Origin of the sequence: Paenibacillus marchantiae, from assembly GCF_028771845.1 — a bacterium.
Taxonomy (GTDB): Bacteria; Bacillota; Bacilli; order Paenibacillales; family Paenibacillaceae; genus Paenibacillus; species Paenibacillus marchantiae.
Window position 1 is genome coordinate 3,279,777 of the sequence record NZ_CP118270.1, and the last position, 21,194, is coordinate 3,300,970.

Here is a 21,194-nt window from a genome sequence, read left to right on the forward strand (position 1 = left end):
AGTGTACCAAATGAGAATAACAGACCTGATGATCCAGGAAACGATGATCATGGACCTGCAAGCCACGACGAAAGAAGAGGCTATTGATGAACTCATTGCAAGTTTAAACCGTAGCGGACGTATTAATGATCCGGTTCTGTTTAAGGAAATGATTTATAAACGCGAAGCGGAATCCAGCACGGGGATTGGTGGCGGTATTGCCATGCCTCATGCCAAAACAACAGCAGTTAATGAACCTACGGTTGTATTTGCCAAGAGTCGAAAAGGACTTGATTTTGAAGCGCTTGATGATGAACTGGCTCATATATTCTTCATGATTGCAGCTCCAGAGGGGGCGGCCAATACGCATCTTCGTACACTTGCGGCTCTTTCCAGGCTGTTGATTGATAGCGATTTCATCTCGCAGCTAATGAGCACGGACACTCCTGAAGAAGTGACTGCATTATTCGATGCCAAACAGGCGGAAGAAGCGGAGAAAAAAGCTGCCAAAGAAAAAGCCGAAGCGGAGAAAGCAGCAAATGCTGCAAATGGAACAAACGCTGTATCTGGCGCGGGCAATGCGAATGGACAGAAGCAGAATACATCAGGCCTTATTGTTGGTGATGCGGCATCTGAAGATTTTGTCGTTGCAGTAACCGCTTGCCCAACAGGTATTGCTCACACGTTCATGGCTGAAGACGCTCTCAAAAAGAAAGCACAGGAAATGGGCATTAATATCCGAGTAGAGACCAACGGTTCCGAAGGAGCACAGAACGTACTGACAGCTGATGAAATCGCTCGTGCCAAAGGGGTTATCATTGCGGCAGATAAAAATGTGGAAATGGCCCGCTTTGATGGCAAACCGGTATTACAAAGACCCGTAAGCGATGGCATTCGCAAATCCGAAGAACTGATTCGCAAAGCAGTTAACGGGGACGCTCCGATCTACCGAAGCCAAGGCGGCAACGGTGGGAAGGGTGAAGGAGAAAGCCAAGGCAAATTGAGCATGGGCAGCAAGATTTATAAAGATTTGATGAATGGGATCTCGCATATGCTTCCATTTGTTGTAGGTGGCGGGATTTTGCTCGCCATATCCTTCTTGTTTGAACAAATTGCGAGTCCGGACAATCCTATTGTGCAATTGTTGCAGACCATTGGTGGCGGGACCGGTGCGTTCCACTTCCTGATTCCTGTCCTTGCCGGATTTATTGCGATGAGTATTGGTGATCGTCCGGCCCTGATGCCTGGTATGGTCGGTGGATTGATGGCTGTGAATTCGAACGCTGGTTTCCTTGGTGGTCTGGCTGCCGGTTTCCTGGCAGGTTACGTTGTAATTGGTCTGCGCAAACTGTTTAAAGGACTGCCTAAAGCAATTGACGGATTGAAACCAATCCTGCTGTATCCTGTGTTCGGATTGCTTATCGTTGGTGCAATAAGTTTCTATGTCTTTGATCCAATCTTCGGTTCTCTTAACACATGGCTTGTAGATGCACTTGGAAACCTGGGTACTGGAAATGCTGTATTGCTTGGCTTGCTGCTTGGCGGCATGATGTCCATCGATATGGGTGGACCGTTTAACAAAGCGGCTTATACATTTGCTATCGGTGTATTCACATCCAGCGGAAATACAGATGGTGCTTGGATGGCAGCTGTTATGGCAGGCGGTATGGTACCGCCGCTGGCGATTGCACTCGCTACAACGTTCTTCAAATCCAAATTTACGGAGCAAGAACGCAAATCAGGTTTGACGAATTATGTGCTCGGATTTTCCTTCATCACAGAAGGTGCCATTCCATTTGCTGCGGCTGACCCGCTACGTGTTCTGACATCCTGTATTCTCGGTTCTGCTGTTGCAGGTGGACTGACTCAACTGTGGAGCATTAACGTACCTGCTCCGCATGGCGGAATCTTCGTTGCGGCACTGGCGAATCACGCATTACTCTTCCTGCTTGCTGTAGCAATCGGTGCAGTAATCTCCGGTCTGATTCTCGGACTGTGGAAAAAATCGCCGACCGTTCTGAAATAAGTCAAAGGGTAAAGTTTCCCTAAAAGTTATAAACAATCTCTATCTCATAGATTATTTAAAATAAGATGGCATCTCCTCAGTGAAATTCACTGGGGAGATGCTTTTTTATTTCGCTGCAGGTCATTCTGTGATAAGATAAATAATATCTAATTAATGAAACGACGTTTCATCTAATGAAACTATAAGGAGGGAACAGCATGTCTAATGATCAGATTAAAGGACAGGTACGCAAACAATTTGCGAAAAATGCGGAGAAATATGTGACTAGTGCCGGTCATGCCAAAGGTGATGATCTGGCATTGCTTGTGGCTTCATCTCAAGCAAGCTTGGATATGAAGGTGCTGGATATTGCCACTGGCGGAGGACATGTTGCCAATGCATTAGCTCCGCTTGTTGAGCAGGTTATCGCATTGGATTTAACGGATGAGATGTTACAAGTGGCTGAACATTTTATCCGGGGAAATGGGCACCAGAATGTGGATTTTGTTGCAGGAGATGCTGAACACGTCCCTTTCGAGGATGATTTCTTTGACCTTGTGACCTGTCGCATTGCTGCACACCATTTTCCAGACGTATCTTCCTTTGTATCCGAGGCGCTTCGAGTAATGAAACCTGGTGGCAGACTGTTATTAATTGATAATGTGGCACCTGAACGTGATGAGAATGACCAATTTTACAATGAAATCGAGAAGTGGCGTGATGGAAGTCATGTTCGGGCATGGCGTAAGACGGAATGGATTCGGATGTTGGAGCTTGCCGGATTTCGAATGGAAGCGATGGTTTCCTTTGAGAAACACTTTATATTTGAAGACTGGTGCAATAGGGCTGGACTCCCGGAGTCGGAAAGTAGAGAGCTTGAAGCAAGCATGCTGAGCGCGCCATCTGTGATTAAGAAGTATTTCAATTTTGAAGTGACGCATTCTGGCAGACTCGTTAGCTTCAAAGGAGAAAGTGTATATATTCAGGCGGTAAAAGGAAAATAAGGTTTCGCCATTATTAATTAATTCGTTTAAGTGAACAAAAGCAAAAGCAAAAAAGGCAGAGGGCCCGCGTAAGGGACATCTGCCTTTTTAGATCGTCGTCACATAATCAAGGTTTCAGTATAACTTTGGTACACTCGTCTTCGTGTTCGTAGAAAATCCGGTAAGCTTCCTTCGCATTCTCCAGCGCAATGCGGTGAGAGATGATCTCGGTAGGGTCGAATTCGCCAGCCGTGATTTTGCGGAAAATCTCCGGCATATAGTGAATAACAGGGGCTTGTCCCATTCTCAGGTTGATGTTTCGTTCAAACAGATTGCCTAGGGGGAACATGTTATAGGTCGAGCCATAAACACCCGTCAGTTGCATCGTCCCGAATTTGCGCACAGCCTTGATACCGATCTCAATTGCACTTAATGTACCGCCTTGAATTTTCAGCTTCTGTCCAATTTCCTCCAAAGTGGATTTCTTGCCATCCATGCCTACACAGTCGATGACAACATCCGCTCCGCCTTGGGTTATTTCGCGAATATGTTCACCCATATCATCGTAATCTTCAAAATTAAATACTTCGGAATTATTCATTCGTTTGGCTTTGTCCAGTCGATACGGAAGACGATCCACAGCAATGACTCGCTTGGCACCTTTCATCCAGGCGAATTTTTGTGCCATCAGGCCAATCGGCCCGCTGCCAAGCACAGTTACAGTGTCTCCCGGCTTCACCCCGGCGTTCTCAACACTCCAGTACGCAGTAGGGAGCACATCGGACAGGAATAACAGGGCTTCATCCTCGAGCTCACATGATTCGGGAATCACAAAAGGCATGAAATTCCCATAAGGAACACGCAAAAATTCAGCCTGACCGCCCGGATAATTTCCGTATCGTTCCGTGAAGCCAAAATAACCTCCGGTATGAACCTCCGGATTGCGGTTTGAGTTATCGCACTGGCTCTCCATGTCGTGATTGCAATAAAAGCATTCGCCGCAGGAGATGTTAAAAGGCAACACCACACGATCTCCTTTTTTTACTCGCGTCACTTCAGGTCCCACTTCCTCAACAATGCCCATCGGCTCATGGCCGATGACATAATCCTTCTGGGCTGGCAGAGCTCCCTGATAAATATGAAGATCTGATCCACATATGGCTGTAGAAGTAATACGCACGATGATGTCATCCTTTTGCTGCAATCGTGGATCTTCCACCTCTTTGACTTGAATATCCTTGGTTCCTTGAAAAGTAACAGCTTTCATCTTCATATTCCTCCTAGATGTATTCCTATTAAACAACAGGCCATTTTTCTTTACGCAACGAATGGAGCAGTTCGGGGGAAGCGTTCAGGTTGTCATGCACTAGCTCTTCCGGGGTTAATGCCATCCATTGATTCAGGGAGATATCCTCAAAGCGGTCACTTCTAAACATCTCCAAAAACCATAACGTATCGGTGCCCGTATTCTGAATATAATGCCCCATGGCTACAGGAACGTATCCAACATCTCCAGCCCGATAGTCGAATGTGCGTGCAATGCCATTCCCTCCAAAAACCGTCATTCTTCCTTGCCCGGTCAAATAGTATTGCCATTCATCCGCATTGGGATGCCAGTGAAGTTCGCGCATACCTCCAGGCTTGATTTCCACGAGTGCTGCGGCAACGGTTGTTGAGATCGGAAAGTTAGTGGAGTCCACAATGCGCACACTGCCTCCCGGTGTAACGATCGGTTTCTGAGCTAATAGCCGATGTTTGAAGGAGAGCGGAACCGTGCCATAGGGGGACTGCACTTCCTGGCTTGAGAGGGAACCAGGGACCTGATCCTGAAAAATGTAAACCTGTTCTGTTGGCATGGATTGGAACGCGGATTCGGGTATGCCAAAATTGACGGACAACACTTCCGGTGGCGTATGCGCAAACCAATCAGAGATGGATAATGTATTCAGATCGGAGAAGGACCCATCATCAAATACAAGCAAAAACTCACATCCATCGGCCAAGCCCTGAATGGAATGGGGCAGACCTTTTGGGAAAAACCACAGATCTCCCGGCCCCACATCTGCAATAAAATTACGACCTTGCTGATCCACGGACGTAATTCGTGCCGTACCCCAGATCATATACGCCCATTCCGATTGCTGATGCCAGTGCAACTCCCGTACACCTCCAGGTGTAAGGCTCATATTCACACCAGCTAGTGTCGTAGCGATGGGCAGATCCCGTACCGTAATTTCGCGGGACCAGCCGCCATGGTTCAACTGCATATGTGTATCGGAAAAAGACATTCTCAGGTTGGGTAATAAGCCGTTGTCGGTTACCGGAGGTACCAGCATATCCGGATTTTGTAGATCTCTCATCACATCCCGAGGCCCCAGATCCGGACTTCCGGCACCGTCTTTTCGTATCGGCTGCGGTATAATTAATGGCTTGCCATTGTTGTTGTTTTCATTTTTCATATGCAGATTCCTCCAGTTCATCACTTCGTCCCATGACAGATGTCGGTATAGTGAAGATTATGAACCAGAGCCTGGCAATTATGAGGGACGGGAATAATCTGCGTTGGCGAAGTGGAAAATAACGTGAAAATTCACGATAGGTGGTGAGAGGAATGCGCAAACGTTTCAGGTTATTGCTTTACATCTGTTTCATTGTTGGGACTGTCGCTTCTTCAATCGCTGCGAGGCCACTGGAGGTTCTGGCCAGTCCGGATGACATAAGGAAAGACAATGTAGCTTCTTCACAGGAACAGTTGGCTTATTCGCTTGGGGTTCAGGCTTACATATACGGCTATCCGCTGGTAGTTATGGAACAAACGAGACAGATGGCTCTGAAAACAAGAGCCCCACTCAATCAGTTTTATTACTCCAGCATGCTGGCTTCTCCGCAATATCACGATATTGTAACTCCTAATAGCAATACACTTTATTTTAGTGCCTGGCTGGATCTCTCCAAAGGCCCGGTGATACTGAACGTTCCGGCTAACACGGATGACCGTTATTACACCGTTCAAATGCTCGATGCGTATACCAATACGTTCAGGAATGTGTCCAATCGTACGACAGAAAACAAGGCAGGGCAGTTCACCATCGTTGGACCCGGTAGAAGCAGTGATATAACTAAAGCATCTATCCATGCCCCAACGCCAATCGTTTGGCTGCTCGGACGTGTGCAAGTGAATGGTAAAGAGGATCTGAACCGTGCAGTTGCTTTCGAGAAACAATTCACCCTGTCAACGCCAACCAGTAATCCTTCCAGTGGTATAACAGACGGTTCGTCTTCGAATCAGATGTCTTCCATGAAGAACGACCCGTTTGCTTTCTATAAAATCATGACGGAACAGATTCGGCAAAATCCTCCGCCCGCCTGTGATGCAGTTCTGCTGGATCAGTTCAAGCTAATCGGCATTGATCCTGCCAAGGGATTTGAATCAGCTGATCTGAATGCTGCCACGAAAGCCGGACTGTTGCGTGCCGCAAAGGATGCGCAACGTATTATTGCAAATTCAGTCAAGTCGATTCCGACCGCCAATGGATGGTATATCGGCCATGATATTGGAACCTATGGTACCCAATTTCTGCTGCGAGCTGTCGTTGCATATTCCGGTTTGGGCGCCAATGTCCCGGAGGAAGAGCTATATGCACGTGCATTTGTAGATCAAAATGGGGAAAAGCTGCATGGCAAGCAACGTTATGTGTTGCATTTTAACAAGAATGATCTTCCGCAGGTGACCGGATTTTGGTCTCTCACCCTGTATGGTTCGAATTTTTATCTGGTCGATAATGCCATTGGCAGATATTCGATTGGGGATTTGACGAAAGGTTTGCTGTACAATCCTGATGGTTCACTGGACCTTTATATTCAGCAGTCTGCTCCTGAAGGGAAGGAATCGAATTGGCTTCCTGCACCACCAGGAGACTTCAATTTGGTGCTAAGGATGTTTGCTCCGAAACCATCCATGCTGGAAGGGGAATATGAAGTACCTCCGGTCGCTCGGATACAATAAGAAGCCTGGATACCATACATGTAAGGAGTAAAATGAATCCAAAGGAACAACAAAAAGACGTGACCGATACGCTCGGTCCCGTCTTTTTGAAGAAAGCTCAGACACTTTTTTTGCTTACGGGATCGGTCTTGGAGTCAAGCTGCAAAAATTCATGCTCATAAATTTCATGTACTCTGTTCAAAATTGCCGAGCCTTGATCCGTAAAACGAAGATGGGCGGGTTTGTTTTTCATCAGGAACGTACCGGATGTAAGTTTGGTTTGCGTAATGGCAGCATTATAAAGCAGAGAAGCTCCGTGACTTGGATGTGGGAAGAACAGCTTCATGATTGGTTTGATATAAAAGGGCAGTCCAGATGTTTTATTACCTCTAAGTGTATTGTTGCCCCCGGGGTCCACACTGAGTAACCGAATTCCTTTAGCCGCAGGGGTAGAAGCAGCTTCGCGTGTCCATAAAGACAGTGCGAGCTTTGAAGTCGCATAAGGACCGAACAGTTTTTTGAACTCGGCTGGATGTTCCAGGATGTCCAGGTTAAACTGTTTAACCATATTGAACGCACTGGTGGATGTATTAATAACGGTTTTCAAGGTGCTTTTGTGAAGAAGATCCTGTAGTTCCATGTAAATGATGTACGGCACCACGGTCTGTAATTCAAAGTGCATTTCATGTCCCTGATCGGACAAACGAAGATCATAACCGCTGCCCCCGGCATTATTGAACAACACATCGATGGTATCCGTTTCGGATTTAATTTGATTCAGTGCTTTTCTCAGATTATCGTACTGAGTAAGATTAGCTTGAACCCAACGGAGCTGACCGGAGCGCAATCCGTCCTGAATATCACTGTCTTCCTTCGGAAAAGCGGAACGGTTAAGGCCGATAACTTGCCAGCCTTCCGCTAACAAGGTGCGGGTCAGTTCAAGACCGATTCCCGAAGTTGAGCCTGTAATTAAGGCTGTACGAAGTGTATGGTTTGAATTCATATAAATACCTCCTGAGTGAATGGTGTGACAGGGCCAATCTGTCTAATGCGCTCATTCTACAATTTGGAGTCGACTCCAAGTCAAGCGTGCTGTTGGTTTATATTTTAATTTTTTGGATGCGGTTTCCATAAACGCATAACAACCTTGACTTGGAGCTGACTCCAAGTTGTAAGATAGAGATCAATGAAGGCGGAGGAGGTCGACGATGATGAATGATACTGAAGTGTTCTCCATTAAAGAGACGTCAGAACAGGCCGGGCTATCGGAAGATACCATTCGTTATTATGAGAAGATTGGACTTCTTCCCCGGGCTGAACGCAAGGCCAATCGCCATCGGGTATACCGTCCGGAGGACATCCAGACAATGAAGCTTATTACTTGTTTGAAAAAAACAGGCATGTCTCTGGAGGAGATGAAGCCTTATCTACAGATGTCGATGGATTCGGACCTTGAAGATTTCCCGGATGAGCGTGAAATGCTGCTGAACCATCGGAAAAAGATTGAAGCCCAGATTGCATCCTTGCAGCAGATCGTCGATTTTATCGATGAGAAGATGAAGAAGCGTAGCATGTTTCCGGATGAGTGCCCGATTACCGGGGAGAATCAGATGTCTGTATTTGAAAAGAAGAACATCTTCTCCTGAGCGCTGCTAGCCAGCGGAACAAAAAAACCACGTCATTATGACGTGGTTTTTTTGCTTATATTTAGCATTCGATATGGAGTATATGGCGAAGGCGTTTGATATCACTTTTGGGAGGAAGACCATACATGCGAGCGTACTCCCGACTGAATTGGGAAGGACTCTCGTACCCAACCTGGAATGCAGCATCGGCTGCATCGGTTAAACCTGCAAGCAGCATTCGCCGTGCCTCCTGCAATCGAATCTGTTTTTGATATTGTAGTGGGCTCATGGCGGTAATGGCTTTGAAATGATAATGCAATGAGGATGTACTCATGTTGATCATGGAAGCCAATTGCTCGATTCGTAGCGGATGGGCGTATTCTGATTGAATCAAATCAATGACTTGAGCGATGTGCTGTGCGTGACTGTTCTGGACTGCAAACTGCCTGATGGAATGTCCATGTTCATCCTGAATCAGGCTATATAGAACCTCGCGAGCTCTAGGCTGCAATATGGTATAGTATGATCAAGTAACGCACCAGAGAGAGGGGAATAATACATTGACGCTGCAACAGCTAAAATATGTGATTGAAGTCGCCACGCGTGGCTCGATGAATGAAGCCGCCAAGCGGCTGTTTATTTCCCAGCCCAGCCTGTCGAATGCCATCCGGGATCTGGAGCAGGAGCTGCGGATTACCATTTTTGAACGCACGAATAAAGGGATAACCTTGTCCAAAGAAGGCGTGGAATTTCTAAGTTATGCACGCCAGGTAGTGGAGCAGGCGGAATTACTGGAGAATCGTTATTTGAACGCGAAGCCGTCTCCGCAACATTTTTCCGTCTCCACACAGCACTATGCGTTTGCAGTAAATGCATTCGTGAAGCTGGTGCAGCAGTATGGACAGGATGAATATGAACTGGCTCTGCGGGAAACGAAAACGTATGAGATTATCCAGGATGTAAAAAGCCTGCGCAGCGAAATTGGCATACTATATCTGAATGAATTCAATTCCAAGGTAATTAACAAATTGCTTAAGGATGCGGGGCTGGTGTTCAACAGTCTGTTTGTTGCCAAGCCGCATATTTTTATCAGTGTGCAAAATCCGCTGGCGAAGCAGGAATCGGTTGCGATTGAACAGCTTCAGGATTATCCATACCTGTCCTTTGACCAGGGGGAGTATAACTCCTTCCATTTTTCAGAGGAGATCCTAAGCACGCTTTCTCATCCCAAAAGCATACAGGTTAACGACCGAGCCACGCTGTTTAATCTGCTGATCGGTTTGAACGGATACACCATCTCAACAGGTGTGCTTAGTGCCGACCTGAATGGGAATGAGATTATCCCCGTCCCGCTGGAGTGTGAAGAGACCATTAATGTTGGCTGGATCAGCCATAAGAATGCTTCGCTTTCCAATCTGGGCGTGGAGTATGTCCAGGCTCTGCATGAGGCGATTCAATCCTAAATGGTCATGGGAAAACCGTTTCCGTTCCAGCGGAGTCGGTTTTTTTTTTAGAAACACACTTATACTTATAATCATTGCGTAAAAGTACGAAGGGAGAACGGTCAGTGCGAGTTTTATACCGAAATAAGAGTGAACAGCATGAGTTGACGATATATGATACATCCAAGCTTTATGGAGATAAGGGCCGATTTCGTGTGCTAGAATTCTCCAATGCAGCAGTTCAGGGGGCAATGGATCTGGACGAGCCATCCCGAATGGTGCTGGAGTATCCAAGGGCGATGGTTCACCTGATTGAACGAAATAATCCCGATTATGAATCGGTTTTTATAATTGGACACGGCATCGGAACCCTATCAAGCTACTTGTCTAACCGTCAACTAAAAGTCGCTGAACTTGATGCGGAAGTCATTGAGCTCAGCAGAACTTTCTTTGGATATCGTGGAGATCATGTGTTGGTTGGTGACGGTCGTGAACTATTGGAGCAGGAGGCATCAGGCTCATACCATTATATTATTGTAGATGCTTTTACGGCTGCGGGAACACCTGCACAGTTTACTTCAAGCTCATTTTTCACGATGCTAAAAGACAAATTGCATTCTGGTGGTATCGTATTGCTGAATGTATTTGGGCGTGCGGGCAATGACAGACTGGTGAATGCGATTCATACCACGTTACAGGAACACTTCGCTTATACGCGCTCATTTGCATTGCCAGCTGAAACAACGGATGAAGTCCAAAATCGTATTTTGGTCGGTTGTGACGGACCGATTTCATTTCAAACGCGTCATATGGCTGGGTTTGTAGAACAGCAGCCTGGCGAGGGATATGTTATTGTGGATTCAAATGAATCTTAATCTCAAATACAGTTACAGATGATTTCGAAGAAAAGTGTCATATCATGTTATCAATTGTCATTAAATCGTCAATCTTACTATGTAATTATTCGAACTTCACAAACTATTTATTTCTTCTTAACAACTTTCATATAAGATAGAAGGAATATGCCTTTTCATGAAAAACCGGGGGAAGCAATAATGATCGCAAAGAATAAAACATCCAGATTAAGAAGAAAAGTAAGGGAGATCAAAAAAATCAGCCTTACCGCTCTGTTGAGTGGATTGGTCACCATTGCCGTTTTGATGACATTGACCATTATGTTTATTTCGTCTTATACATCCCAGAAGCAATCGCTGATTGATAATACGCTCTCACTTAATTATTCGAGTGCCGTGCAGATGAGCCAAACACTGGACTCGTTGTTTCAATCCATGCAGGGCAGTTTGAAGTATTCAGCCAACTATTTTCCGGATATAGACTATGCAGACGCCAAAAAACTAGATCCCACACTGGATTTGATTCGAAACAGCAGTAATTATTTCAATTCGGTTTCTCTGATAGATGAATCGGGAATAATCCGGGGTTCATCTCCTTATTTGGAAAAAAGCCTCGGACAGCCTATAACTTCTAATGCAGCGAAAAATGCGTTTAAATCGAGGTCTTCCTATATATCCGAAGCGTATCGTGCGCCTTATTCGGAACGCAGAGTCGTTTTTGTGAGTGAACCGATCTTCAGTCCATCAGGTGAATTCAAAGGTTTAATTAGTGGGAGCATCTATCTACAGGAAAATAACATTTTGAATCTGTCATTTGGCAGCCAACTGAGGACCAGTAATGGCTCTTATTTTTATATTGTGGATGCCAACGGGACGTTGTTGTTTCACCCGGATACGGAAAGAATCGGTGAAAATCTAAGCAAAAATCAAGTGGTGCAGAAATTGCTTAACGACCAGACGGGCAAAGAACAATATAAGAATCTGGCGGGTGTAGATTCACTCGCAGGTTATTATAAGGTCCCGACAACAGATTGGGGAGTTGTCGTTGTATCTCCAACCCAGATGGTATACGATCAGCTGAATCAACATATTCGCATGTTGCTGCTGTACACTTCAATTCCGTTTATCATTCTGACACTTATCGTTATTCGTGTAGCGCGCAAGCTGGCCAGTCCATTTGTTTATCTTGCAGACCTGGTTAACCAGGTGGATCAGGGTAAAGTAGATCTGCCTGTAATGAAGCCGCATTGGAACAGGGAAGCGGATTTGTTAACACGAACCGTGCTGACTGCATTGGCGAATTTTCGCAAGCAGAAGGATCAACTTACTTATGATGCCAGAACGGATGTATTAACCGGAATGACCAATCGTAGAACATTTGAAGAAGTCATTCAGCAGTGGATTGATGAAGAAGTTCCGTTCTCCATTGTGGTACTGGATATTGATCGCTTCAAATCCATAAACGATACGTATGGGCATCATGCGGGGGATCAGGTTCTGAAGCATATCGCGAATATCATTAAACTGTCAGTTCGGACGCAGGATATATGTTCCCGGTTTGGCGGGGAGGAGTTTGTTGTGTTATTGCGACATACGGATTCGAAAACAGCGTATCAGATTGCCGAGCATATCCGTGTATCGGTGGAACAAAGTATATTGCCCATTGATCGTTCTGTGACGATTTCGGCAGGCATTGCCGAATATCCACTGCATTCCACAACAGCGACAGAGTTGTTCCATTTGGCGGATAATGCGTTATATCAAGCCAAGGAAGAGGGACGTAATCGGACCATTACCATTCAAACGGTCATAAAATAAGGTTTACTCATCTTTCATTTCGAAATCAAAAGAAGCTAATCCCATCGAAGAGAGGGATAGCTTCTTTTGTCTTTTGTTTAGACATCTTGTGATCTGGCCTGGACTTCATTTGTATACTGTTCTCCCCAGTCTCGCATGCTGTAAATAATCGGCTGGAGCGTTTCTCCAAACGGTGTAAGCGAATATTCCACTTTGGGTGGAACCTGAGGATAGATTTCCCTGTGAACAATTCCGCTGCTTTCCAGCTCTCTTAATTGGAGAGTTAACATCCGCTGAGTAATATCAGGGAATAACTTTCTAATCTCGTTGAATCTTAACGAGCCGGAGAATAGGTGATATAGAATCGCACCTTTCCATTTGCCTCCAATGACGCTCAGCGTGACTTCGACGGAACAGCCATAAGGCGAGGGGCACCCATCGGCCGGGTTTTTTCTCATTATAATTGCACCTCCAGTTCGTGGTGGTTATTTATAGTATCAATTTTAGTACTACAGCACATAAATGTACATATCACTCATCTATGAGCATATCACTTCTCCCTTGGATTATAAACCCCATCCCATACATCTGCATGAAGATAAAACAACAAAGAACCCCGGTTTCGTATCACGAAACACCGAGGTTCTCAGGAATGAAAGGCTTGATTAGAATAAAGTGTCCAGGGAGTAAGCTCCTGCACCCGCAAGTGCAACACCGATCAGTGATCCGAGCATAACCAGATTGTACTCGAATCCTCCGTTCAGATTCCAAAGTCCTTTACCTGCATGAACTTTTGCTATGGCAACAACCATAGGGATGATGAGCAAAATGACAGCAAAACCAGTCCACAGACCTGCTCCAAACAGGAATCCGCCGATCAACTCAATAAGGCCTCCACAGACAGCCATAACTCTTGCGGGCCTCAGACCAATCGCCCCGAAAAATTCGGTTGTTCCTGATATGCCTTCTCCACCAAACCAGCCAAACAGTTTCTTGCATGCATGACCCATCATAATGAAACCAATAACAAGTCGAATGATAAGTAATCCGGCGTCTAACATGTGCTTCTTTCCTCTTCTCTAGTTGTATAAAATGATTGGTCTTATATCATATGAATGTCAGATCAGCGACGCCAGAATGGTATCACATAACGCCATGGTTTCAATATTATCCTTACCACTGGAATGTGGATCAGATTTGTTCTGACAGCATTCCATAAAATGAGCCATCTCCCCTACAAATCCTCGTAAGTAGAGGTCGCGATAAGCCCCTGACATGGGAGAGCTCGACGGGGTGAAAACAGTATCCTGCTCCTCAAGGGATTTCCAGGGAAGGTTTTCCCCTGTACGAGATTGATGAACCGTAAGCGTGTTGATTTCATCTGCTAACGCAAATCCGTTGTCAAAGGTGACAAGTACATTTTCGCTTTCGCGTGACCATGCACTCATGCCAACAAAGTAGGCACTGCCCACCACACCATGATCAAATTTCAGGGAAATGCCCTGGTTAATATGTTCTCCGTCCTTAACCGTTGTGCCTGTGACCTGTACGGCTTCCCCGAACAGAAAACGCATCAGATCGACCATATGAATGGCAGCGAGCTTCATGAATTGTTCCTCATCCTTGCAGAATGGTGTGCTATCTACAGCAAATTTCATTTGGAAAGAACGTGCTCTCCCCAATGATCCACCATCAATCAGTTCCTTGAGTTTCATGTAGACCGGCGCATATCGTTTCATGAATCCAACCATAACAACCACACCGGCCTTTTGGGCAGCTTCAGCCACAGCAGCAGCTTCGGCAGCGTTCCATCCGAGGGGTTTATCCACGTATACATTTTTGCCAGCCCGGATGCATTCAAGGGCAAGTGCTGTCTGATCCTCTGGTTGCGCCACAACAACGACGCCGTCACAGTCTTCATTCTGCAGCATCAGCTGAGTATTGTCATAGGCTTTCCCTCTGCTCCCAAAACGAAGGAGAGCCGCCTCGGACCGTTCAATACTGCGGGTGGCGATGGCCTGAATGTCTGCTCCTGCTTCAACAGCAGATGGATATATATTCGTGGATGCATGGAATCCTGCACCGATAAAACAAAGTTTGGCTTTTCTCATACGGACCTCTCCTTTAAATTCATATCACCATTTTTAATGATTAGATTTTGTAGCTTAAATGCTTCAGCATCTGTCCGGCAATGGTGTTGTTAACGCTATGAGGAACCGGCTGTGGTCCTAGGGTGAGATGTTGGCGTTGTTGTACAAGATATAGGAGGGAGGCGGCTTGCAGGGACAAGCCTAGATCCATCGTTTCGGCAGGGTTGCCGCTGCCACCAGCCAGGTTCAGCATCTCGCCTTGAGTAAGTAGCATGAGTCGGCGTCCGTTGGTTAATGTAAATTGTTCGATATCCGCTGTCAGTTGTTCCGTATGCTCCGCCTCCTGACGGAGACTTTCCAGATCCATCTCCCAAGAAAAATGTCCGGCATTGGCGAGGATCGTTCCATCATTCATTTGATTAAAATGTTCCTTCAGAATGGCGTTAGGACGGCCAGTGACAGTAATGTACACTTGGGCAAATGCAAATGTATCCTCCAATCGTGCCACTCTGAACCCATCCAGCGCCGCTTCCAGACCGGCAATCGGATCGGTTTCAACAACGACGACCTGACTGCCCAGATTCCGCAAATATTTGGCGATGCCTCGTCCACAGGTTCCATAACCTACGATGACGAAACGACGTGTAGGCAGAATCAGGTTTGTAGTACGCATGAAACCTTCAATAATGGTCTGTCCGACACCATGTTCATTTTCCATGATTCGTTTGAGTGGACTATCATTAATAACAATGATGGGGAAAGGAATGTTCTCATCCGTCTCTTCACGCAGAAGATTGGCCCCGGTCGTTGTCTCCTCCGTACCACCAATAAGAGAGTTAGTATCATACTGTTGAATGAAGGTACGCGCCAGATCAGCTCCATTATCCATGAGGAGATGGGGTTGGTGACCAAGTACACTTTGGATATTTTGCAGGTGCTCATTGCGCCTGTCCGCACGTTGACCATATACCGTGATGCCTTCTTCTTGCAGAGCTGCTGCGACGGCGTCTTTGGTTGTACCCGGGCTGCCAGTCAATACAACGTTGGCTCCACCTGCTTGGAGTGTGCGGCATAATACAGCTGTTTTAGGTTCTACATGAATACATATACCGATGGTTAAACCAGCAAAAGGCAGCTCTTTGGCAAAATGGGATTTCAATTCCCCGAGCAGGGGCATATGCATTTCCGTCCAGTGAATGCTGCGTTTTCCTTCTTCAATACGTTCATGTGTTGTGTTCTTGATCGTCATGCAAAACTCCCCTTTTCTATGCAAGGTATAGCGTGTCCAACAGGACACTTGATCTGCTTAATGTCTACGATAGGGAGTTTGATGGGGTTAAAAAAGGACATATGTCCTATTCATTGCAGCTTGGAAAAAAGGTATTGCAAACTTATTACAGAGCATGTATACTCTTAATTACGGTAAAACAAGCAATTGCTTGACCGGAGTACTTTTCATCCATGATGAGAAGATACATATTATGCGGTCGTGGCGGAATTGGCAGACGCGCACGGTTCAGGTCCGTGTGGGCTAACCCCCGTGGAGGTTCGAGTCCTCTCGACCGCATCGAAGAAAAAAGCTCGCAAAATTGCTCTAAAGGCAATTCGCGAGCTTTTTTTGTTTTTTTATTTATTGAAAATGAATTGTTGCACACATAGGCCTGCAATCGCTCCAGCAATACCAAAGAGCGCAACACTTGCCATCACCTCATATGCCTGGAAGCGAAACAAAAAGGCGATGCCGCTGCCAAATGTCGTTCCTGCGAGAAATCCGAGAGAAATTCCTATTTCTTTGGTTAATTTCATAGGTTCACCTGCTTGGGAATGTGAGTTTGGGGTTTGCAAATTTTTAATACAGGAAGTAAAGTGTGATCAGGAAAATACTCACATTTTATTTCCTTTTTTCATTTTGTGGTTTTAACCATGTAATTATGCATGATATTTCTTAAGGGAGGTTAAAAACGGATGAATATGAACAAGCGAATTGCCGTATGGAACGAAGAAGCGCAAAATTGTACTTGTGGGCATGATCATCGGTTGGTGCAAATGCAGGTCTATCTGGAGCATGGAGCTATTCAGCGGTTACCTGGCTATTTGTCCGAGCAAGGGTACAGACATGTAACAGTGGTATATGATCGATTTACAGGTCCGGCAGCGGGACACGAGGTGGTAAAGAACATCCGAGAAGCGGGCGTTCATGTGGATGAGATATGCATACCAGAGAACAAAGCAGGCGACGTGATCGCCGATGAGGGTGGGATTGTGCAGGTACTGCTCGGTGTGAAACAAGAAAGTCAGGCGATCATTGCTGCTGGTTCAGGGACCATTCATGATCTGGTGCGATTTGTTTGCTCCAAAATGAACAAGCCCTTTCTGTCAGTGCCTACAGCAGCTTCGGTTGACGGATTTACCTCAGCGGGTGCACCTCTTATTGTAAGCGGCGTCAAACAGACTTTCCAGGCGGTACCGCCTAAAGCTATTTTTGCGGACATCGATATTTTGGAGCAAGCCCCCCAAGAGATGAATGCAGCCGGATTCGGAGATATGCTTGGTAAATATACATCACTGGCGGACTGGGTGGTTTCCAGGGATCTGGGTGGAGAACCGTTCTGCCCCGTAGCTTATCGCATGACAGAAGAAGCACTAACTTCCTGTGTGGAGCATGTACAAGGGATCGCTGAAGGACGGGCCGATGGTGTGAGTGTATTGATCGATGCGCTGATTGCTTCCGGCATTTCCATGCTAATCATTGATCATTCTCGTCCGGCATCCGGTGGAGAACATCATCTGTCTCATCGGTGGGAGATGGATCTGATGGAGTCAGGGCACAAGCCTGTTTTGCATGGTGCCAAGGTGGGAGTGGCCTGTGCACTGCTTACCATAAAATACAAAGATCTTGCACAAAAATCCGACGAGCCGGTATTCCAGGTATACAATAATCTGCCGGATGCATCTCAGCTTATAGCTTGGCTTGAGCAAGTTGGGGGACCTACAACGACTGAACAACTAGGTGTATCCATGGAGATGGTGGAACATGCTTTCAACACAGCTCATTTGCTTCGTGATCGTTATACGGGACTGAAATATATCAACGAGATTCTAAACGTGGATTCGAAATAAGGATGGGAAAAATAATATGAACAAGTGTTATCTTATGGATTTAGTTGTACGTACAAATTATGAGTAGATCCTGTAATGTACGAGACAAGGAAGTGTTGTTGTTTGCGCTAGAGGTGCTTGTGCTTAATTCGATAGCAACAAATCACATGAATTTTTGAAAAACACGGTCTTACAAGAGATAAGGATAGATCAAATCAAACGTTATACGAGCTGAATTAGAGTTTGAATTAAGCCTACTCCCTTAAGGGACAGGCTTTTTTTATACTTTATATAAAGTGTTGTGTTAAATTGTTCGTACAAATATATTATGAAAATGAAGCTAACGACGAAGTTATATTTCTTTAAATGATCCATGATTTAATGGACTGGTTGGTTATCATCAATGAGGCACATATGGGTATAAGTCGTCACGCATTTCGACAATGGGATTTTCGCCTCGTTCAGAGAGCACGCTGTACCGGCCCAGGTTAAGGAGTGACTGGGAATGAAGGGAATGATGCATCCAAAGCTGTTTGGAGGGCAGGAGGGCCGCTTATTGCCCCTGAGAGACGATGCTGAGTACACCCGACTGGAGAAATGGTAACCTAATAAAATTTGTACGATGAAAGTGGTATTTTAAAAAGGCTCTGTCTTTCCCAATGGGGAGAGGACAGAGCCTTTTGGTTGTTCGCTAATTTAGTTATTGTGGCGATCTTTCAAGATGACATCTGCGAACAAAATAGTTTTCGGGATGCGGAAAAATTGTTCCGCTTGTTCCTGAAACGCAGCAGAAGGCAGCGTTCCCTGATGCAGCCATTTGCGGAAAGTGCCGGGGTGAACCCCGATCCAGTGGCTGACATCTGTCACCGACAAATCATGGACCATACACAAGCCTGTTAGAATACGGTTGCTAACCGGAGAACGGGTCACCGTACGCTTCATGAAGCGGGAAGGCTCGGGCTGACAAATGACAGGGCTTTTGCGTACCACCTCTTCATTAAAAAGAATGTGGCGCGGGTAGCCGAGCAATTGGCATGCCTTGTCCAAATTGGTACTGCCGGGTATCCGTCCTTCATACACCCACGCGCTGACGCTGCGTGAAGAGATGGATAGATCTTCGGCGAGCTGAGACAACTTGATATCATTGGCCATCAGCACGGCAAGAAGAACACGGTTGCGGATTTGACAGCGTGTCGGTTTTCGGAATCGTTTAACACGGACGCCTTTTCCCAAATATTTACGGTTGATCAGAGACCACGCCTGGATGGAATGTTGTTCTGGTTGATTAGGCATATTTCCTCCGATTTTTTTAACCAAATACTACAATAAGTACGGGGGTACTTTCAAGTGCCGGGTGCACCTGTTTCAAATGAGTGGATGCGCGAATCCGCTACAAAGGAGGAATTATGAACTAGACCAGACGCAATTCACATCCTAGTATATTCCTAGATTACAATGTTTCACTAAATTTAAGGGATCAAATAGATAATGAATAAAAATAAAATGAGTCTAATTACCTATTAGTGAGACTTTAGTACTTTTATCTATTTTTTGTTGATATGATGCGGTTTATTTCCCTGATTTACCCATAAATATTCGATTCCCGTTAAAGGAACCCATTTCCAATGTGCACAAATCTGAAATTAGAAATCCGCGTGTTCAGCAAGGCATGTGGACTGTCAAAATCTCTTATTCTTACATATCTTGTATGGAGATCAAGTGAGAGGGAGAGGTGAGAAACGTGAGTCCATCCGTAAGTACCTTTGCTGCCATTTCAGGGGCGTTCATGACGTTTGCTTTTGGTGGATGGGATCAGCTGCTTAGCTTGCTGGCGGTTGCAATGGCTGTGGATTATATTACGGGTCTCGCTGCGGCAGTAAGAACGGGAAAAGGATTGAATAGTAATGTTGGATTTTGGGGGCTCGCGCGCAAAGGTCTCATGCTAACGGTTATTCTGCTTGCCCACCGAATTGACATGCTCATGGGAACTGACATCATTAAAGGGGGAGCCATCTACTTTTATCTGGTGAATGAGCTGATATCCATTACCGAAAATTATGCCCGCATTGGGCTTCCATTGCCTGACAAGCTCAGACAGGCTATAGCGGTGCTGAAAAAACAGGAGGGGTTGTCTGACAGGGAGTGGCCTCAACCACAGCCGAACGTGGAGAATAAGGAGACAAAAGAACAAGCAGCAGAAGTCGTACCGGAAAAACAGACAAACCAAAGTGAACAGACGGATAATATGTCTCAGGAGAAATCCAAAGCGAATGAAAGCAGCCCTGATTAGATTGTCTTTGAAGAGAACGTTTCCAAGTATCCTTTCGTAATAGAGGACGTTATGATATATTTTGGATACAAGAAAATTCAATCATACCAATTATTATACTTAAATGAGGTGCTTGTTTGATGATTAAACATATTGTTCTGTTTAAAATGAAAGATCTTTCTCCTGAAAGTATCGAAGCGGCTGCGAATGTTCTTCGCAATCTGCAAGGGAAAATTGATGTTCTGATCTCGCTTGAAGTGGGTATTGACGTGCTTCGTTCGGACAGATCTTTTGACATCTCACTTACGGCAGAATTTGCATCACTGGAAGATCTTCAGGCATATCAGGTGCATCCGCTGCATCAGGAAGTCATCAAGTATATGAACGAGGTCAGAGAGCAGTCGATTGCAGTGGACTACGAAATCTAATCTGTTATTCATTCTATTTTGGATAAAGGGGACTCTGCATGAGCGATTTAAGAGACGTTATGGAATTTTTATATATTTTTGTCGTGTTTCTGATCGCTTGTCCTGTGATGTTATTTTGGCTGAAGCGAAGAGGAAAAAGGAACCGATAATTCACTGAACGGGAAGTGAACACATTGTATTACGTAAACAGAGAACAGATTGCCCGCCGGCTTGCTGCCGTACCGGAGGTGGCTGAAGGTCTTCGTCGCGCGTCACAAGCTTGGGATGGCAGTCTCATGCTGGGTCTGGTACAGGAACGCTGTCTTCATCTGGCGATTGAAATCGTTACGGATGTTGGGAGTTATCTCATTGATGGCTTCATCATGCGTGATGCGAGCAGTTATGACGATATTATTGAAATTAACCACGAAGAGAAAGTTTTTGATCATGCAACCTATGAGGTGCTTAGTCGCCTCGTATCGTTGCGCAAGCCGCTCGTTCAGGACTATTACAGCTGGGAGCGGTCTGAACTGCATCCGCTGAGCAGTGACTTGCCGGGCGTGCTTGAACATTTTTCCCATCAGGTCAATACCTATGTGGAAAAAGAACTCGGACCTTTCCAGACTGCACAGGCCGAGGGACAGAGCAAGGAATGAGGG

At 45.7% G+C, this 21,194-nt stretch carries 19 protein-coding genes, 1 tRNA gene and 2 pseudogenes; 12 read left to right on the forward strand and 10 right to left on the reverse strand.

The window, feature by feature from the left end; all coding sequences use genetic code 11:
* Nucleotides 1–10: 10 nt before the first annotated feature.
* Together PTQ21_RS15100 and PTQ21_RS15105 are read left to right on the forward strand one after the other, a co-directional pair.
* Nucleotides 11–2,005, forward strand: a complete 1,995-nt coding sequence (locus tag PTQ21_RS15100; RefSeq protein ID WP_274570369.1) for a PTS fructose transporter subunit IIABC — start codon at nt 11–13, stop codon at nt 2,003–2,005.
* 197 nt (nt 2,006–2,202) lie between these two features.
* Nucleotides 2,203–2,988 (forward strand): class I SAM-dependent methyltransferase, encoded by a 786-nt coding sequence (locus PTQ21_RS15105; RefSeq protein ID WP_064639244.1) that lies wholly within the window; start codon nt 2,203–2,205, stop codon nt 2,986–2,988.
* A gap of 106 nt (nt 2,989–3,094) precedes the next feature.
* Here PTQ21_RS15105 and PTQ21_RS15110 read toward each other — a convergent pair whose 3' ends face one another.
* Entirely contained in the window at nt 3,095–4,234 is a 1,140-nt protein-coding gene (locus PTQ21_RS15110) for a zinc-dependent alcohol dehydrogenase (RefSeq protein ID WP_274570370.1), read from the reverse strand.
* 28 nt (nt 4,235–4,262) lie between these two features.
* Nucleotides 4,263–5,426 (reverse strand): oxalate decarboxylase family bicupin, encoded by a 1,164-nt coding sequence (locus PTQ21_RS15115; protein WP_090948880.1) that lies wholly within the window; start codon nt 5,424–5,426, stop codon nt 4,263–4,265.
* A 152-nt stretch (nt 5,427–5,578) separates the two neighbouring features.
* Here PTQ21_RS15115 and PTQ21_RS15120 point away from each other — a divergent pair, with 152 nt between their 5' ends.
* The gene (locus PTQ21_RS15120) at nt 5,579–6,973 is read left to right on the forward strand and encodes a DUF1254 domain-containing protein (RefSeq protein ID WP_090948881.1); all 1,395 of its coding nucleotides are present in this window, start codon (nt 5,579–5,581) and stop codon (nt 6,971–6,973) included.
* Nucleotides 6,974–7,070: 97 nt separating this feature from the next.
* On the opposite strand, the gene PTQ21_RS15125 is transcribed toward PTQ21_RS15120, so the two are convergent.
* The gene (locus PTQ21_RS15125; protein ID WP_090948883.1) at nt 7,071–7,955 is read right to left on the reverse strand and encodes an SDR family NAD(P)-dependent oxidoreductase; all 885 of its coding nucleotides are present in this window, start codon (nt 7,953–7,955) and stop codon (nt 7,071–7,073) included.
* Between the two features lie 205 nt (nt 7,956–8,160).
* Between PTQ21_RS15125 and PTQ21_RS15130 the strand changes: the two genes are divergently transcribed.
* Nucleotides 8,161–8,598: a MerR family transcriptional regulator gene (locus tag PTQ21_RS15130; RefSeq protein WP_090948885.1), complete on the forward strand. Its 438-nt coding sequence runs from the start codon at nt 8,161–8,163 to the stop codon at nt 8,596–8,598.
* 61 nt (nt 8,599–8,659) lie between these two features.
* Here PTQ21_RS15130 and PTQ21_RS15135 read toward each other — a convergent pair.
* Nucleotides 8,660–9,073: pseudogene (locus PTQ21_RS15135) on the reverse strand (helix-turn-helix domain-containing protein); the annotation flags it as partial.
* A gap of 64 nt (nt 9,074–9,137) precedes the next feature.
* On the opposite strand from PTQ21_RS15135, the gene PTQ21_RS15140 reads away from it, so the two are divergent.
* The 3 genes from PTQ21_RS15140 to PTQ21_RS15150 all read left to right on the forward strand — a co-directional run bounded on the left by PTQ21_RS15140 (nt 9,138) and on the right by PTQ21_RS15150 (nt 12,691).
* Entirely contained in the window at nt 9,138–10,040 is a 903-nt protein-coding gene (locus PTQ21_RS15140; protein WP_053783582.1) for a LysR family transcriptional regulator, read from the forward strand.
* Between the two features lie 104 nt (nt 10,041–10,144).
* Complete coding sequence (locus PTQ21_RS15145; protein WP_274570371.1) at nt 10,145–10,894, forward strand: spermidine synthase; 750 nt, start codon at nt 10,145–10,147, stop codon at nt 10,892–10,894.
* A 180-nt stretch (nt 10,895–11,074) separates the two neighbouring features.
* The gene (locus tag PTQ21_RS15150; protein WP_063564913.1) at nt 11,075–12,691 is read left to right on the forward strand and encodes a sensor domain-containing diguanylate cyclase; all 1,617 of its coding nucleotides are present in this window, start codon (nt 11,075–11,077) and stop codon (nt 12,689–12,691) included.
* A 77-nt stretch (nt 12,692–12,768) separates the two neighbouring features.
* Here PTQ21_RS15150 and PTQ21_RS15155 read toward each other — a convergent pair whose 3' ends face one another.
* The 4 genes from PTQ21_RS15155 to PTQ21_RS15170 all read right to left on the reverse strand — a co-directional run bounded on the left by PTQ21_RS15155 (nt 12,769) and on the right by PTQ21_RS15170 (nt 16,009).
* Nucleotides 12,769–13,128, reverse strand: coding sequence for a winged helix-turn-helix transcriptional regulator (locus tag PTQ21_RS15155; RefSeq protein WP_063564912.1), 360 nt, complete (start codon nt 13,126–13,128; stop codon nt 12,769–12,771).
* 207 nt (nt 13,129–13,335) lie between these two features.
* Nucleotides 13,336–13,731 carry a DoxX family protein gene (locus PTQ21_RS15160; RefSeq protein ID WP_274570372.1) on the reverse strand — a complete coding sequence of 132 codons (396 nt, stop codon included), beginning with the start codon at nt 13,729–13,731 and terminating at the stop codon, nt 13,336–13,338.
* 57 nt (nt 13,732–13,788) lie between these two features.
* On the reverse strand, nt 13,789–14,781 hold the full coding sequence (locus PTQ21_RS15165; protein ID WP_274570373.1) for a Gfo/Idh/MocA family protein: 993 nt from the start codon (nt 14,779–14,781) through the stop codon (nt 13,789–13,791).
* A 40-nt stretch (nt 14,782–14,821) separates the two neighbouring features.
* Complete coding sequence (locus PTQ21_RS15170) at nt 14,822–16,009, reverse strand: adenosylhomocysteinase (protein ID WP_274570374.1); 1,188 nt, start codon at nt 16,007–16,009, stop codon at nt 14,822–14,824.
* A gap of 234 nt (nt 16,010–16,243) precedes the next feature.
* Between PTQ21_RS15170 and PTQ21_RS15175 the strand changes: the two genes are divergently transcribed.
* Nucleotides 16,244–16,327, forward strand: a tRNA-Leu gene (locus PTQ21_RS15175).
* A gap of 59 nt (nt 16,328–16,386) precedes the next feature.
* Here PTQ21_RS15175 and PTQ21_RS15180 read toward each other — a convergent pair.
* On the reverse strand, nt 16,387–16,566 hold the full coding sequence (locus PTQ21_RS15180; RefSeq protein ID WP_063564909.1) for a hypothetical protein: 180 nt from the start codon (nt 16,564–16,566) through the stop codon (nt 16,387–16,389).
* A gap of 159 nt (nt 16,567–16,725) precedes the next feature.
* Here PTQ21_RS15180 and PTQ21_RS15185 point away from each other — a divergent pair, with 159 nt between their 5' ends.
* Nucleotides 16,726–17,880, forward strand: coding sequence for a sn-glycerol-1-phosphate dehydrogenase (locus tag PTQ21_RS15185; RefSeq protein ID WP_111619272.1), 1,155 nt, complete (start codon nt 16,726–16,728; stop codon nt 17,878–17,880).
* A 675-nt stretch (nt 17,881–18,555) separates the two neighbouring features.
* Here PTQ21_RS15185 and PTQ21_RS15190 read toward each other — a convergent pair.
* Nucleotides 18,556–19,152, reverse strand: a complete 597-nt coding sequence (locus PTQ21_RS15190; RefSeq protein ID WP_024629188.1) for a helix-turn-helix domain-containing protein — start codon at nt 19,150–19,152, stop codon at nt 18,556–18,558.
* Between the two features lie 493 nt (nt 19,153–19,645).
* Here PTQ21_RS15190 and PTQ21_RS15195 point away from each other — a divergent pair.
* From PTQ21_RS15195 to PTQ21_RS15205, 3 genes and pseudogenes are all read left to right on the forward strand, one after another.
* Nucleotides 19,646–19,984: pseudogene (locus PTQ21_RS15195) on the forward strand (phage holin family protein); the annotation flags it as partial.
* A gap of 284 nt (nt 19,985–20,268) precedes the next feature.
* Nucleotides 20,269–20,556, forward strand: a complete 288-nt coding sequence (locus tag PTQ21_RS15200; RefSeq protein WP_274570375.1) for a Dabb family protein — start codon at nt 20,269–20,271, stop codon at nt 20,554–20,556.
* Nucleotides 20,557–20,729: 173 nt separating this feature from the next.
* Nucleotides 20,730–21,191, forward strand: a complete 462-nt coding sequence (locus PTQ21_RS15205; protein ID WP_063564905.1) for a DUF86 domain-containing protein — start codon at nt 20,730–20,732, stop codon at nt 21,189–21,191.
* The last annotated feature ends 3 nt before the right edge of the window (nt 21,192–21,194 follow it).